The organism is Pseudomonas sp. NY11955, assembly GCF_048068035.1.
GTDB lineage: Bacteria > Pseudomonadota > Gammaproteobacteria > Pseudomonadales > Pseudomonadaceae > Aquipseudomonas.
In genome coordinates this window covers 25,974-39,143 of the sequence record NZ_JBLUPS010000003.1, presented here as the reverse complement: position 1 = coordinate 39,143, position 13,170 = coordinate 25,974, and the positions used below count along the sequence as shown (strand labels likewise).

The window sequence follows — 13,170 nt, the reverse complement described above, 5'->3', positions numbered from 1 at the left end:
AGCGGGCGTGCCCGCGAAAGGGCCAATACAAGACTAACGCTGTGGTGGCTGCTGTGCGGCGTTACGGCTCCAGTCCAGCAGCAGGCTGTAACCGACCGCCAGCAAGGTCGGGCCGATGAACAGCCCAATGAAACCGAAGGCAAGCAAGCCACCGAATACACCCAACAGCACGATCACCAGCGGCAAGTTACCGCCACGGCTGATCAAATAAGGCTTGAGCACGTTGTCCACGCCGCTGATGACGAAGGTACCCCAGATCCCCAGGAACACCGCCATGCCATACTCGCCCTTCCACACCAGCCACCCGGTGGCCGGGATCCAGGCCAGTGGCGGGCCCATGGGGATCAGGCTGAGCATGAAAGTCACCAGACCCAGCACGATCGCCCCGGGCACCCCGGCGATCAGGAAGCCGATGAGCGCCAGCAGGCCCTGCGCGGCCGCCGTGCCGATCACCCCGTTGACCACCCGCTGCACGGTGCCGGCTACCAATTGCAGGTAATACTCGGCACGCTCGCCCATCAGCCGGTGCAGCAAGCGCAACACGAAGGCAGCCAGGCGTGGCCCGTCGCGGTAGAAGAAGAACACGAACACCAGGCTCAGGGTCAGTTCCAGCACGCCGCTGCCGATCTGCGCACTGCGCGCCAGCAACCAGTTGCCCACCTGCCCGAAGTAGGGCTTGGCCGAGGCCAGCAAGGCCGCGCCCTGCTGGTCGAGCGATTGCCACCAGTTGACCAGCCGCTCGCCGACAAACGGAATGCCGCCCAGCCAGTCCGGCGCTTCGGGCAGGCCGTCGACCTGTACGTCACGCACGAAGGCCGTAGCATCGCGAATATGATCGGCCAGGTTGAACCCCAGCCACACCAGCGGTAGGGCCACGATGAGGATCCAGGCCGTGGTCAGCAGGCTGGCCGCCAGTGTCTCACGCCCGCCCAGCAAGCGCGTCAGCAGGCGCATCAACGGCCAACTGGCAAAGGCCAGGATGGCGCCCCACAGCAACGCCGAAATGAAGGGCGCCATCACCCACAGGCCGGCACCCAGCAACGCCAGCAGCAGAATCTGGACCAGCAGGCGATCATTGTTAACCATGGTGGTGCTCGTTCAACGAATCAGTTCAAGGTGCAGGCCGTCTGTAGGCGCACTGCCGACTTCAAGGCGGCCAACGCGCACCCCGGCCTTGACCAGCGCCTCGCGCCAGGCTTCGGCTTGGGCGCCGCTGAGGCTGGCGCGCAAGGTGCTGTCGAGGTTCAGGCTGCGGGCCAGCAAGTTCACCCAGGTGTCTTGCGGCGCAGCAAGGTCAGGGTAGTCGAGCTTGCCGGTGTCACGCATTTCACGCAGCACCGTGGCGGCGGTAGGCAGCAATTCACCCAGCGGGCTACCGGCGACGAACTCTTCCACATGCAGGTAGGCGCGGCGGTTACCACGGGTGACGCTGTACAGTGCAACCAGCGTGTCGGCCTCGTCTGCCGAGCGCCGGAGCAGGATGAACGCCTGCTGTTCGTCGCCACCGTTGAGGCGGGCATTGGCGAATACATCGTTGGCCCACAGGCTGGCCTCACCACAATCGCGCCCCTGGCACCAGAACAACGGGTAGCCACCGTCGCGCTGCAGCGCTTCGCGAGCGCTGGTGAACGCTTCGCGGGCAGTACGTTCGACGGGCAACTCGTAGGTCACCGAGCTGACTTGGCCGCGGCTCTCGACCTTGTCGTCGACCCGCAGGCGGCCACTGATCTTGCGTAGTGGGCCCATCGGGTAGACGCGCTCCTGCTCCACGGCTGGGCGTTGGTCGACAACTTTGGCGTCCTGCGGTACCGGCAGGACGCCGGCCCACGACATGGGGCTGGCAAACACCAGGCAGGCGGCGATGGCCCTGCGGATGGCAACAGGCGCGCTCATTGGCGAACCAGGTGGCGCTCAGCGCCGAAAAGAAGCTCCAGGATGTCTGGCAGTTGCATGGTTGTCTCCCTGTTCAACCCGCCAAGCCTCGACACTTGTCCGGTGCAAGTCAAGCAAAGCCAAAGAAGCGATTGATACAGTCTGCGACAAGGGCCGCGCCCTGCTCATCGTTCAGGTGCAGGTGATGGCCGCCAGGCAACGTCACCTGCTCGAAGGGTAGCTGCTCCAGCAGCGCGGTGTGGCGCGCCAGCATGCCGTCGGCAGCTACCACCAATCGTGCCGGGCAACTCACACGCCGCACATAGGCCATGGCCTGTGCTTCACTCAGGCGTACGGGTGATGGCAGTGTCAGGCGGCTGTCGCTGCGCCAGCTGTAGCCACCGGGCACCGGCATCAGGCCTCGTTGGGCCAGCAGCTCGGCGGCCTCACGGCTGACCGCTACCATGCCTTTCATCCGGGCATGCACACCCTCTTCCAGCGTCGCGTACACCGACTTGCGCTTGCCATCCAGCCGCAACTGAGCTTGCAAAGCCATCCCCAAGCGCTCGCCTGCGTCCTGCTCGGCGCCGGTCGGGGGGATGACGCCATCGATCAGGACAAGGTGGCTGACCCGCTCCGGCAGCGCACCTGCCAGTTGAACCGAGATGATCGCCCCAAGCGAGTGGCCCAGCAGGGCAAAACGCTGCCAACCCAGCTGCTCGGCCACACGCAGCACGTCATGGGCATAATCGGCCAGGGCATAACCGGCGCCGAGCGGGCGGTGCTCCGAGTAACCATGCCCGGCCAGGTCCAGGGCGACGATGCGCAGCCCGTTCAGTAGCGGCGCCAGGCGGGCGAAGCTGTTGGCGTTGTCTAGCCAGCCATGCAGGGCAATCACTGGCAGCCCGTCTTCGGGACCGAACAGGTGTGCAGCCAGTTCGATATGGCCCAGGCTCAGGCGGATTTCCTCAACCTGCGCGCTCATGCCTGGCTCCAGCGGTCGAACAGGCCCTTGATCAGGCTGGCGGTGTCGGCCGGTCGCTCCAGCGGGAACATGTGCCCACCCGGCACGCTGTGGTATTCACCTTTGAGCATGCCACGCACGGCCAGGGTGTGGTGGCGGCGAATGACGTTGCTACGGTCGCCGCGCACCATGGCCAGCGGCACCTGCAACTGCCGCGCGGGGGCGGGGCTGGTATGCGGGATGCTGCGGTAGATACTGATTTCCGTAGCCGGGTCGAAGCGCAACTGAAGGCCTTGCTCCACCGCCTGCAGGCCGTGCTCTACATAAGCGTCGAGGCAGTCGGGGTCAAAATGGCGGAACAGTGACTTGCCGGCAAAATAGTCCCGCGCACTGTCACGGTCCTTGAACGTGTCGCGGCGCCCCAGGGTGCGCCCGGCCGGAGTGATTCGGTCGATGAAGCCGAAGCGCTTGGCGGTGCGCAGCAGCCACTGGTCGGCACGGGTGAGCACTGGCGAATCGAGCATCACCACCCCGCGGTAATACTCGGGGCAACGCAAGGCTGCGTGCAGGTGCAACACCCCACCCAGCGAATGGCCGACACCCCAGACCGGCTGATCTTGCTGCGCCAGGTGATGCAATAGTTCATCGACCAGGCTTTGCCAGTTCTCGTCCACTGGAAAACGCGGGTCATGCGCGTGCTGGGCCAGGTGCTGCACCTGGTAGTCTGGCGCCAATGCTGCGAACAGCTTGCCATAGGTGGCCGAGGGGAAACCGTTGGCATGGGCGAAGAAGATCTGCTGCGACATGGCGCCTGATCCGGACGGGAGTGATGGCCCATTGTCGGCATCACGGGGCGGTTCGGCAATGTCCGTAAAGGTCATCGGCGAGGGCGATCAGGTCATGACGAGCGGTCGAAACTGCTCAGAGACCGGCGCAGGCAGGCCTGCATGTAGGCCAATTGGCTCTCCAGCGCTTCGCGGGCCAGGCGCTGGTCCTGGTAGTCCAGTTGCAGCCGGCGCAGGGCCAGGCAACTGGTTTGCAGCAGGTGGGAGACGCGCAGGCAGGCATCCTGCAGCGCGCGCAGGTCTTGCTCGCATTGTTGCCTTGCAGAAGGTTCCAGTTCGAGGTTGCCGTTTACCTTCTGCATCAGCTGGTAAAGCTTGGCATCGGCCGAGTCGCGCAGCAGGCTGTATTGGGCGAAATCCAGCGAAGCCCCCTGGTCAACTTGGTCTATGGTGGCTTGCAGGTCCATGGAGCTCAACAGCTCCTGCATCACACTGCTCATCCGTTGCTCCCTGCCTGATCGCTTTCGAGCAACGCTAGCAAGAGCCCGTCAAGCGCGGCAACTGACAAAAATGCCAGTTGCCTTATCGACTATTGGGGGCTCATGCGGGTGAGTTGATTGCCCGAAGCGTCATCAACCCAGCCAGTGGCCAATCACCTTCCAGCTCCGCCAGGCTTGCCGTGCTCATGGCCGCCGGCTGCTGCTTGTGACCATGCTCCAGCACCCCGACCAAGGTACCTACCAGCGGTTGGTGGCTGACCAGCAGCACATGCTCGAGCCCCAAGCGCTCGAGCTCGCCGATGACCTGCTGCACATCACTCTCGGGCGTCAGCCAAGGCACGGTGCGCACCGGTTCGGCGAAGCCCAGGGTGTCATGCACCAGCGCCGCCGTCTGCTGGGCGCGCACGTAAGGGCTGGCGACAATCGCCTGCAACGGTTGCCCCAGCAGACGAGCAGCACTGTGCAGCACCTGCTCGCGACCATGGCCGGTCAGCCGACGCTCGGCATCGGTATTGGCCCGTGGCTCTGCTTCACCGTGGCGCAGCACCCACAGCTTCACAGCTTGGGCTCCTCGTCACGCACCGGGTGCGGGGCCGGCGCCACGGCGTGGGCGGCTTCACCTTCTGGCGCACGCGGCGTCGGCCAGTCAGCGAACGGCCACGGCTTCTGGTCGCTGTGGAAACTGCCGAAGCGGCCGATCTGCGCCAGGTACTGGCTCAGGCTGTCGCCGAAGTTCATCAGGCTGGCGCTGGGTGCGCCGTACACCAGGCGGTAAATCAGTTGCACCAGCACCAGGCCAGCCAGCAGCAGTTCAGCCAATTGCCAGACCACCAGGAACACCAGCATCCAAAGGACCCGCAGGATGATCGACTCGCGCTGGGCGCGCTCGGGCGTATCGTTCATGTGTTGCTCCTTGCTTGTGTCAGAGCCGCCAAGGGCTCAGTTGAAACCGCTGATGGAAATGAAATCGACATCGGTCTTGGGCTCGGCGCGCATCAGGTGTTCGATCACCTGGTTCAGCGTGCGGCCTTCGAACAGAATGGCATGCAGGCCTGCCACCAGCGGCATGTACACCTGCACTTCCTGGGCCTTGGCCTTGAGCACCTTCAGCGTGTTGACACCTTCGGCCACTTCGCCCAGGCGGTTGACCGCTTCTTCCAGGCTATGCCCCTGGCCCAGCGCGTAGCCAACCTGATAGTTGCGGCTCTTGGGCGAGGAGCAGGTGACGATCAGGTCGCCGACACCGGCCAGGCCGAGGAAGGTCATGGGGTTGGCGCCCTGGCTGACGGCGAAGCGGGTCATCTCGGCCAAGGCCCGGGTAATCAGCATGCTCTTGGTGTTCTCGCCCATCCCCAAGGCCACGGCCATGCCGGCGATGATCGCGTAGACGTTCTTCAGCGCCCCGCCCAGCTCGACGCCGAAACGGTCGGCACTGGCGTAGACGCGGAAGGTACGCCCGTGCAGCACGGCCTGTACCTGCTGGCACAGTTTTTCGTCTTCACTGGCCACCACGGTGGCGGTCAGTGCGTGCTCGGCGATCTCACGCGCCAGGTTGGGGCCCGACAAAACGCCGATGCGCGCCTGAGGGGCGATTTCTTCGAGGATCTGGCTCATCAGCTTGAAGCTTTGCGCTTCGATGCCCTTGGTCAGGCTAACCAGGCCCTTGCCGCTCAGCAGCTCGGCATGCGGTGCCAGCACGCTGCGCAGGGCGCTCGACGGCAGGGCCACGAACACCAGCTCGCTGGCCTGCAGGGTGGCCAGCAGGTCGTTGACCGGCTCGACGCCATCGTGCAGACGGATGCCCTTGAGGTAGCGCGGATTCTCGCGATTGACGCGCATGGCCTCGGCCTGCACCGGGTCGCGCATCCATTGGCGCACCGGCACACCGTTTTCCGCCAGCAGGTTCGCCACGGCGGTGCCGAAGCTGCCGCCTCCCAGAACTGCAACAGGTTGCTGTTCAGTCATATCCAATCCGTTAAAGCCAAAAGTTAAGTGGCGACCCCGCCATTATACGGCTCGCCTGCTACAGAACCAGTACAGGTAACCCAGATCACTGGCAAATACGCCAAGGTCAGTTACCATGCCTGTTTCAACCCTGATACAAGGCTGCTCCGTGTTCCCTGGCACGCCCCCGTACCCGCGTCTGCTCATACTGACCGCCCTGCTCGGTGGCCCGGCCGTGGCCGACGACCTGTTCATCGACACTACCGACCTGCCACAGGTTCTGACTGCCACCCGCTTGAAACAATCCCCGGCGGCGGTGCCAGGCAGCATGACCGTCCTGGACAGCGAACTGATCCGCGCCAGCGGTGCCCGTGACATCCCCGAGCTGCTGCGCCTGGTGCCAGGCATGATGATCGGCTACGGTGCCGGCAACCAGCCCACGGTCAACTACCACGGCAGCAACGTCAACGACGCACGGCGCATGCAGGTCTTGATCGATGGCCGCTCGGTGTACCGTGCAGGCCTGGCCACGGTGGACTGGAGCGACATCCCGCTGGCCATGGAAGATATCGAACGCATCGAGGTGTTCCGCGGCCCGAACACCGTCAGCTACGGTGCCAACGCACTGATGGCGGTGGTGAACATCCTCACCCGCAACCCCGCGGACAGCCATGGCACACGGCTGAAGATGACCCGCGGCCAGGACGGCATCAACGATTTCTACGCCAGCCACGGCTTCGGCTGGGATGGCGGTGACATGCGCCTGTCGGTGTCGGGCCAGCAGGACGACGGCTTCGATGAGAACCAGTTCGGCCAGGATTACCGCGACAGCCGCCGCTTGACCCGCTTCAACCTCAGTGCCAGCCACAACCTGGCGGTCGACCAGACCCTGGAATGGCAACTGGCGGCAAAGGAAGGCAGCAATCAGCGGCCTTACACCTATAAGCCGGTATTCCCCTATGTCACCCAGCAAGGTGACAACGCCGACGTCAATGCCAAGGACTACGCGGGCTCGGTACGCTGGAACATCGACTTCAACCCCGAGCACAGCCTGTATGTCCAAGGCTCGGCGCAGCACTTCGACCGTCAGCAGGTCTGGCGCGCCTGCGATGCGGCGCTGTCATTCAGCCCCGAACTGACCCGGCTGTGGCAGATGAACCCCAATTTCGCCGAGCAGGTGGCGCGGGGCGCCAACAACCCACCCTCCAGCAACAACCCGCAAGAGCAGGCCCTGGTCGATGCCATCAAGGACCAATGGAACAACCAGGGCGGTAGCAACGTGGTCTGTGGTGACGTCGACCAAAGTACCCGCGAAACCCGCTACGATCTGGAAATCCAGGACACCCTGAGCCTGTCCGACAGCCTGCGCCTGCTCAGCGGCATGAACTACCGCTATGACCGTGCCGACTCGCAGACCTACTTCAATGGCAGCCTCGACGACCAGACCTGGCGCCTGTTCGGTCAGTTGGAATGGCGCGCCGACGAGCACTGGATCCTGCAGGGCGGGGCCATGTTCGAAGACTCGCGCCTGTCTGGCAGCTCGCTGACTCCACGCGTCGCGGTGAACTACCTGATCACCCCGCGCCATGGCCTGCGTGCGGTGTATTCCGAGGCAGTGCGCTCGCCCGACATGTTCGAGAACAACGTCAACTGGAGCTACACGGTCAAGAACCTCAGCCCCAACGCGTTCGGCCAGCAGCACGCTGAATACTTCGTCAAGACCCGTGGCCCCGGCAACCTCGACCAGGAACGCATGCGCTCACGGGAGCTGGGCTACAACGGCTACTTCAGCGACATCGACCTGAGCATGGATGTGAAGCTGTTCTACGACGAGATCACCGGCATGATCAGCGAGCCGCTGAAGAACAACCAGTACATCGCCAGTAACGCCAACAAGGCCCGTTTCAGCGGCAGCGAGGCGCAACTGGACTGGCGGCCCACCCTACGCGACCGCCTGCGCCTGACCTATGCCTACGTCGACGCCTGGGCCAGCAACCCCGATGACCGCCGCCTCAGCGCCCACAACAGTGGCTCGGCCGGGTGGATGCGCGAGTGGGGTGCAGGCTGGTCGAGCGCCCTGTTCTACTACGGCGACGACGCCCTCAACCAGTACCGTTATGAGCGTCTGGACCTGCGCTTGGCCAAACGCTTTCGGGTGTATGGCACCGGCCTGGAGCTGGCCGCACTGTGGCAACAGCGCCTGGACGACGAACCCACCACGGCATATCAGAACCGCTACGACAGCCGTCACCGCCTGAGCGTCAGCGCGGAGCTGGAGTTCTGATGGCCGTGTTGCTGCGCCTGCTGTTGCTGTGCCTGTGGCCACTGGGGCCACTGTCGGCCAGTGAGATCCTCCTGGTGGGGGTGGAGGACCAGCCCGGCATCCGCAGTTTCGTCGCCGCGCTGGAAAGCCGTCGGCCCCACGACCATGTCCGCTTCCAGACCACCGCCGACCTGCCTCGCCCAAGCAAGCTCAAAGCGGACCAGCGCCTGATCCTGCTCGACAGCGCCGCACTGGAATGGCGGCTGGGCGAAACCGCCGGCCCACCGGCCCTGGTCATGCGGGTTAGCCGGGTACAGGCTGAACAGCGCCTGGGAAAGTCGCGCCCCGCGTTCCTCACCTTGCTGTGGAGTGACGCGCCGCTGGGCCGGCAATTGCGCCTGGCGCGCTACCTGCTGCCGCAGGCCCAGCGCATCGGCGTGTTGTACGGCGAGCACAGCGGCTTCTTGCTCGACGAGTTGCGCCATGCCGCCCGCCCGCTGGGCCTTGAAATTATCGCCCAGGACTGGTCCGACCCTCGTGACAGTCGGCCGCTGCAGCATCTGCTGGGCAGCAGCGATGTGCTGCTGGGCCTGGATGACCCCAACCTGTACAACTCCAAGACCGCGAAGAACCTGCTGCTGAGCAGCTATGGCCGACAAATGGCGCTGATCGGTCCGAACGCCGGTTTTGTCCGCGCCGGCGCCCTGGCCAGCACCTACAGCGACCAGGATGACTGGCTGGCCGAACTCGACCAGTTGCTCGACCAGCCGCCGGCACGCTGGCCACGCAGCCTTTACCCGGCGCGCTACGGCGTCAGTGGCAACCAGCAGGTGGCCCGCGCCCTAGGCCTTGAACCGATCGATCCGAACGCCGCCGCCAAGGCCCTGGCCGCAGGAGAACCCACCCCATGAGCAAGCGCTTGAGCTGGGACATTCATACCCGCACCCAGATCATCAGCCTCGGCCCTGCCCTGCTGCTGACCTTGCTGTTGATCAGCTTCTTCACATTCGTGCGCATCCAGGACCTGCGCCAGGAGCTCAACCACACCGGGCAACTGATCGCCAACCAGTTGGCACCGGCGTCGGAGTACGGGGTTATTTCGGGCAACAACGAAGTGCTTGAAGGGCTGATGCGCGCCACCCTCAGCATCCCGCATGTGCGCTTCCTGGAAGTGCAGGACAGCCGCAACCACATTCTCGTCTACGTCGAGCAGTCCGACGAAAGCGCCAACCGCGCACAGCAGGTGGAAGTATTCCAGGCGCCCATCCGCCTGCAACAGATCCGCCTGGACAACGACTTTCTGCAACAGGGCAAGGCCACCACCCCGGCCATTGGTGACGACTACCTGGGCCGGGTGATCGTCGGCATGTCCGATGACGCCTTCAGCCAGCGGCAACAGGAAATCGTGATCAAGGCCGGGATCCTGGCACTATTCGCCCTGCTGTTCACCTTTTTGCTGGCACGCCGCCTGGCCCTGAGCCTGGCCAAGCCGATCAGCGACATGGGGCACGCGGTAAAGGCCATTCAGCAAGGCGAGTACAACACCCCCTTGCCGGTGGTCGACGACAGCGAACTGGGCCACCTGGCGCGCCACATCAACAACCTCGCCAGCGCCCTGGAGCAGGCCAGCGATGAACAGAAGCAGGCCATAGCCGAACTGATCCAGGCCCGCGAGGAGGCCGAACAGGCCAACCGCGCGAAATCGGATTTCCTGGCCATGATGAGCCACGAGCTGCGCACACCGATGAATGGCGTGCTCGGCATGCTGCAGTTACTGGAAACCACACCACTGAGCAACGAACAGGCCGACTACACAGCGGTGGCCAGCGAGTCCACCGGGCATTTGCTCAAGGTCATCAACGATATCCTCGACTTCTCGCGCATCGAGCGCGCCGCGCTGCAACTGGAACACATCGACTTCAACCTCGGCGAGCTCATCACCAGCAGTGTCCAGTCGTTCCAGCACAGCGCCCAGCAACGCGGCCTGGGCCTGCACCTGCAACTGCCGACCGGCATCGAGCAGTTGCAGGTGAACGGCGACCCCACGCGCATCCGCCAGATACTGCTGAACCTGGTGGGCAACGCCCTGAAGTTCACCGAACGCGGGCAGGTGCAGGTCGAAGCGCATTGGCAGGTGCTCGACCGGCAGTTGATCTGGCTGACCTGCAGCGTGCGCGACACCGGCATCGGCATCGACAGCACCCGCCTGGAAATGATGTTCGTCGCCTTCCAGCAGGCCGACAGCTCGATTTCCCGCCGTTATGGCGGCACCGGGCTGGGGCTGTCGATTGCCCGTACCCTGGCCGAACGCATGGGCGGCAAACTGCGCGGTGAAAGCCGTGAAGGCCTGGGGTCGACCTTTACCCTGGAGATGCCGCTGGCCCTCGCCAACCCGGCTCCCGTCCCGCTGACACCGCCAGCCACCGCGCCAACGGCGGTGCCGGACAATGATCAGGTACTGCTGGTAGAGGACAATCCGGTCAACCAGAGTGTCATCGAAGCCATGCTGCGCAGCTTGGGCCTGGCAGTGTGCACGGCCGAAGATGGCCTGGAGGCGGTCGACCTGGTCGGGCGGCAGCGCTTTGCCGCCGTGTTGATGGATTGCCGCCTGCCACACCTGGACGGCTATGAGGCCACCCGGCGCATCCGCCAGTTGCCCAACGGCGTCGGGCTACCGATCATCGCCCTGACCGCCAACGCCTTGCAGGGCGACCGCGAGCGTTGCATGGCCGCCGGCATGGATGACTACCTGAGCAAACCCTTACGCCGCACCGAGCTGCAGCGGGTGTTGCAACGCTGGTTACCTGGTCAGACAACCGCGACTGGCGATAAATGCTAAAGTGCGGCAGTCTTAAACACTGGACAGGACCTTCATCGGACCTGAAAATAGACGTTTCAGTGCACACCTGTACTTCTTTCGGCAGGTGCGCTGTGACTTTCACTACAACGCAATAGTCTACCTGTAGGCTGCCGTCTCGAAGCTGTTGGTTTTCGGGCCGGCCGGGAAGATTCATCCCCTGCCACAGGGGGTTATTGAGGAGCTCGCATGACCAAACAACACGCCTTTACTCGGGAAGACCTGCTGCGCTGCAGTCGCGGTGAGCTGTTCGGCCCAGGTAATGCGCAACTGCCCGCGCCGAACATGCTGATGGTCGATCGCATCACCCGTATCAGCGAAGAAGGCGGCATGTACGGCAAAGGTGAATTGGTCGCCGAGCTGGATATCACCCCGGACCTGTGGTTCTTTGCCTGCCACTTCGAAGGCGATCCGGTCATGCCGGGCTGCCTGGGCCTCGACGCCATGTGGCAGCTGGTCGGCTTCTTCCTGGGCTGGCAGGGTCTGCCAGGCCGCGGTCGCGCACTGGGTTCGGGCGAAGTAAAGTTCGCTGGCCAAGTATTGCCTACCGCCAAGAAAGTCACCTACAACATTCACATCAAGCGCGTCCTGAAGGGCAAGCTGAACATGGCCATCGCCGATGGCTCGGTCAGCGTCGACGGCCGCGAGATCTACACTGCCGTAGGCCTGCGGGTCGGCGTGTTCACCTCCACTGACAATTTCTAAGGGTTATTCGCATGCGCCGCGTCGTTATCACTGGTCTGGGCATCGTATCGTGCCTGGGCAATGACAAAGCTACCGTCACCGAAAACCTGCGCAACAGCCGTCCGGGTATCCGTTACAACCCGGAATACAAGGAAATGGGGCTGCGTAGCCAGGTTTCCGGGTCCATCGACCTCAACCTCGAAGAACTGATCGACCGCAAGGTCTACCGCTTCGTCGGCCACGCGGCTGCCTATGCCTACCTGGCCATGCAGGACGCGATCAAGGACGCCGGCCTGACCGAAGAGCAGGTTTCCAACCCGCGTACCGGCCTGGTGGCTGGCTCCGGCGGCGCCTCGACCCTGAACCAGATGGAAGCGCTGGACACCCTGCGTGAGAAAGGCGTCAAGCGCGTCGGCCCGTACCGCGTAACCCGCACCATGGGCAGCACCGTTTCGGCGTGCCTGGCCACCCCGTTCAAGATCAAGGGCCTGAACTACTCGATCTCGTCGGCCTGCGCCACTTCGGCACACTGCATCGGCACTGCCCTGGAGCAGATCCAGTGGGGCAAGCAGGACATCGTCTTCGCCGGTGGCGGTGAAGAAGAGCACTGGAGCCAGTCGTTCCTGTTCGATGCCATGGGCGCCCTGTCGACCAAGCGCAACGAAACGCCGGAACTGGCCTCGCGCGCCTACGACGCCGACCGTGATGGCTTCGTCATCGCTGGCGGTGGCGGCATGGTGGTGGTCGAGGAGCTGGAACACGCCCTGGCCCGTGGCGCCAAGATCTACGCCGAAATCGTAGGCTACGGTGCTACTTCCGACGGCTACGACATGGTTGCTCCGAGCGGCGAAGGCGCCATCCGCTGCATGCAGCAGGCACTGGCTACCGTCGACACCCCGATCGACTACCTGAACACCCACGGCACCTCGACCCCGGTCGGTGACGTTGCCGAGATCAAGGGCGTTCGTGCCGTGTTCGGTGACAAGGCGCCGAAGATCAGCTCGACCAAGAGCCTGTCGGGCCACTCGCTGGGCGCCGCCGGCGTGCACGAGGCGATCTACTGCCTGCTGATGATGGAAAACAACTTCATCGCCGGCTCCGCCAACATCGATGAGCTGGACCCGGAGGTCGCCGACCTGCCGATCCTGCGCAAAACCGAAGAAAACGCCAAGATCGACACGGTCATGAGCAACAGCTTCGGCTTCGGCGGCACCAACGCCACCCTGGTGCTCAAGCGCTGGGAAGGCAAGTAAGACGCTGCTGCGGTAAACGCAAACGCCCCGACTGGTTCGGGGCGTTTT

General features: G+C 64.1%; 13 protein-coding genes. 5 read left to right on the top strand and 8 right to left on the bottom strand.

All coding sequences use genetic code 11. The annotated features are described in order from the left end of the window. Positions 1-33: 33 nt before the first annotated feature. From ACNFBR_RS05945 to ACNFBR_RS05910, 8 genes are all read right to left on the bottom strand, one after another. Entirely contained in the window at positions 34-1,086 is a 1,053-nt protein-coding gene (locus ACNFBR_RS05945) for an AI-2E family transporter (RefSeq protein WP_416734057.1), read from the bottom strand. A gap of 12 nt (positions 1,087-1,098) precedes the next feature. Further along, positions 1,099-1,893, bottom strand: a complete 795-nt coding sequence (locus ACNFBR_RS05940; RefSeq protein WP_416734056.1) for a DUF4892 domain-containing protein — start codon at positions 1,891-1,893, stop codon at positions 1,099-1,101. Between the two features lie 109 nt (positions 1,894-2,002). Then, positions 2,003-2,857 (bottom strand): alpha/beta hydrolase, encoded by an 855-nt coding sequence (locus ACNFBR_RS05935; protein WP_416734055.1) that lies wholly within the window; start codon positions 2,855-2,857, stop codon positions 2,003-2,005. Then, the gene (locus ACNFBR_RS05930; protein WP_416734054.1) at positions 2,854-3,642 is read right to left on the bottom strand and encodes an alpha/beta fold hydrolase; all 789 of its coding nucleotides are present in this window, start codon (positions 3,640-3,642) and stop codon (positions 2,854-2,856) included. The genes ACNFBR_RS05935 and ACNFBR_RS05930 overlap by 4 nt, the downstream gene beginning before the upstream one ends. Before the next feature lie 92 nt (positions 3,643-3,734). Next, entirely contained in the window at positions 3,735-4,109 is a 375-nt protein-coding gene (locus ACNFBR_RS05925; RefSeq protein ID WP_416734496.1) for a hypothetical protein, read from the bottom strand. A 112-nt stretch (positions 4,110-4,221) separates the two neighbouring features. Then, positions 4,222-4,680: a phosphohistidine phosphatase SixA gene (sixA, locus tag ACNFBR_RS05920; protein WP_416734053.1), complete on the bottom strand. Its 459-nt coding sequence runs from the start codon at positions 4,678-4,680 to the stop codon at positions 4,222-4,224. Beyond that, a complete protein-coding gene (locus tag ACNFBR_RS05915; RefSeq protein ID WP_416734052.1) occupies positions 4,677-5,024 on the bottom strand; it encodes a DUF4389 domain-containing protein in 348 nt (115 codons plus the stop codon). Before ACNFBR_RS05915 ends, sixA begins: the two co-directional genes overlap by 4 nt. Positions 5,025-5,060: 36 nt before the next feature. Next, complete coding sequence (locus ACNFBR_RS05910) at positions 5,061-6,086, bottom strand: NAD(P)H-dependent glycerol-3-phosphate dehydrogenase (RefSeq protein ID WP_416734051.1); 1,026 nt, start codon at positions 6,084-6,086, stop codon at positions 5,061-5,063. A 115-nt stretch (positions 6,087-6,201) separates the two neighbouring features. Between ACNFBR_RS05910 and ACNFBR_RS05905 the strand changes: the two genes are divergently transcribed. From ACNFBR_RS05905 to fabB, 5 genes are all read left to right on the top strand, one after another. After that, entirely contained in the window at positions 6,202-8,349 is a 2,148-nt protein-coding gene (locus ACNFBR_RS05905) for a TonB-dependent receptor plug domain-containing protein (RefSeq protein ID WP_416734050.1), read from the top strand. Further along, positions 8,349-9,239 (top strand): ABC transporter substrate-binding protein, encoded by an 891-nt coding sequence (locus ACNFBR_RS05900; protein WP_416734049.1) that lies wholly within the window; start codon positions 8,349-8,351, stop codon positions 9,237-9,239. The genes ACNFBR_RS05905 and ACNFBR_RS05900 overlap by 1 nt, the downstream gene beginning before the upstream one ends. Beyond that, positions 9,236-11,167 (top strand): ATP-binding protein, encoded by a 1,932-nt coding sequence (locus ACNFBR_RS05895; protein ID WP_416734048.1) that lies wholly within the window; start codon positions 9,236-9,238, stop codon positions 11,165-11,167. The genes ACNFBR_RS05900 and ACNFBR_RS05895 overlap by 4 nt, the downstream gene beginning before the upstream one ends. A gap of 207 nt (positions 11,168-11,374) precedes the next feature. Then, complete coding sequence (gene fabA / locus ACNFBR_RS05890; RefSeq protein ID WP_416734047.1) at positions 11,375-11,890, top strand: 3-hydroxyacyl-[acyl-carrier-protein] dehydratase FabA; 516 nt, start codon at positions 11,375-11,377, stop codon at positions 11,888-11,890. Between the two features lie 11 nt (positions 11,891-11,901). Then, positions 11,902-13,122, top strand: coding sequence for a beta-ketoacyl-ACP synthase I (gene fabB / locus ACNFBR_RS05885; protein ID WP_416734046.1), 1,221 nt, complete (start codon positions 11,902-11,904; stop codon positions 13,120-13,122). Positions 13,123-13,170: the final 48 nt, after the last annotated feature.

Coding starts and splice junctions, on each gene's coding strand:
- ACNFBR_RS05895 (WP_416734048.1), top strand. CDS start 9,236: ATGAGCAAGCGCTTGAGCTGGGACATTCATACCCGCACCCAGATCATC.
- ACNFBR_RS05915 (WP_416734052.1), bottom strand. CDS start 5,024: ATGAACGATACGCCCGAGCGCGCCCAGCGCGAGTCGATCATCCTGCGG.
- fabB (WP_416734046.1), top strand. CDS start 11,902: ATGCGCCGCGTCGTTATCACTGGTCTGGGCATCGTATCGTGCCTGGGC.
- ACNFBR_RS05935 (WP_416734055.1), bottom strand. CDS start 2,857: ATGAGCGCGCAGGTTGAGGAAATCCGCCTGAGCCTGGGCCATATCGAA.
- fabA (WP_416734047.1), top strand. CDS start 11,375: ATGACCAAACAACACGCCTTTACTCGGGAAGACCTGCTGCGCTGCAGT.
- ACNFBR_RS05925 (WP_416734496.1), bottom strand. CDS start 4,109: ATGCAGGAGCTGTTGAGCTCCATGGACCTGCAAGCCACCATAGACCAA.
- ACNFBR_RS05900 (WP_416734049.1), top strand. CDS start 8,349: ATGGCCGTGTTGCTGCGCCTGCTGTTGCTGTGCCTGTGGCCACTGGGG.
- ACNFBR_RS05940 (WP_416734056.1), bottom strand. CDS start 1,893: ATGAGCGCGCCTGTTGCCATCCGCAGGGCCATCGCCGCCTGCCTGGTG.
- ACNFBR_RS05910 (WP_416734051.1), bottom strand. CDS start 6,086: ATGACTGAACAGCAACCTGTTGCAGTTCTGGGAGGCGGCAGCTTCGGC.
- ACNFBR_RS05930 (WP_416734054.1), bottom strand. CDS start 3,642: ATGTCGCAGCAGATCTTCTTCGCCCATGCCAACGGTTTCCCCTCGGCC.
- ACNFBR_RS05945 (WP_416734057.1), bottom strand. CDS start 1,086: ATGGTTAACAATGATCGCCTGCTGGTCCAGATTCTGCTGCTGGCGTTG.
- ACNFBR_RS05905 (WP_416734050.1), top strand. CDS start 6,202: ATGCCTGTTTCAACCCTGATACAAGGCTGCTCCGTGTTCCCTGGCACG.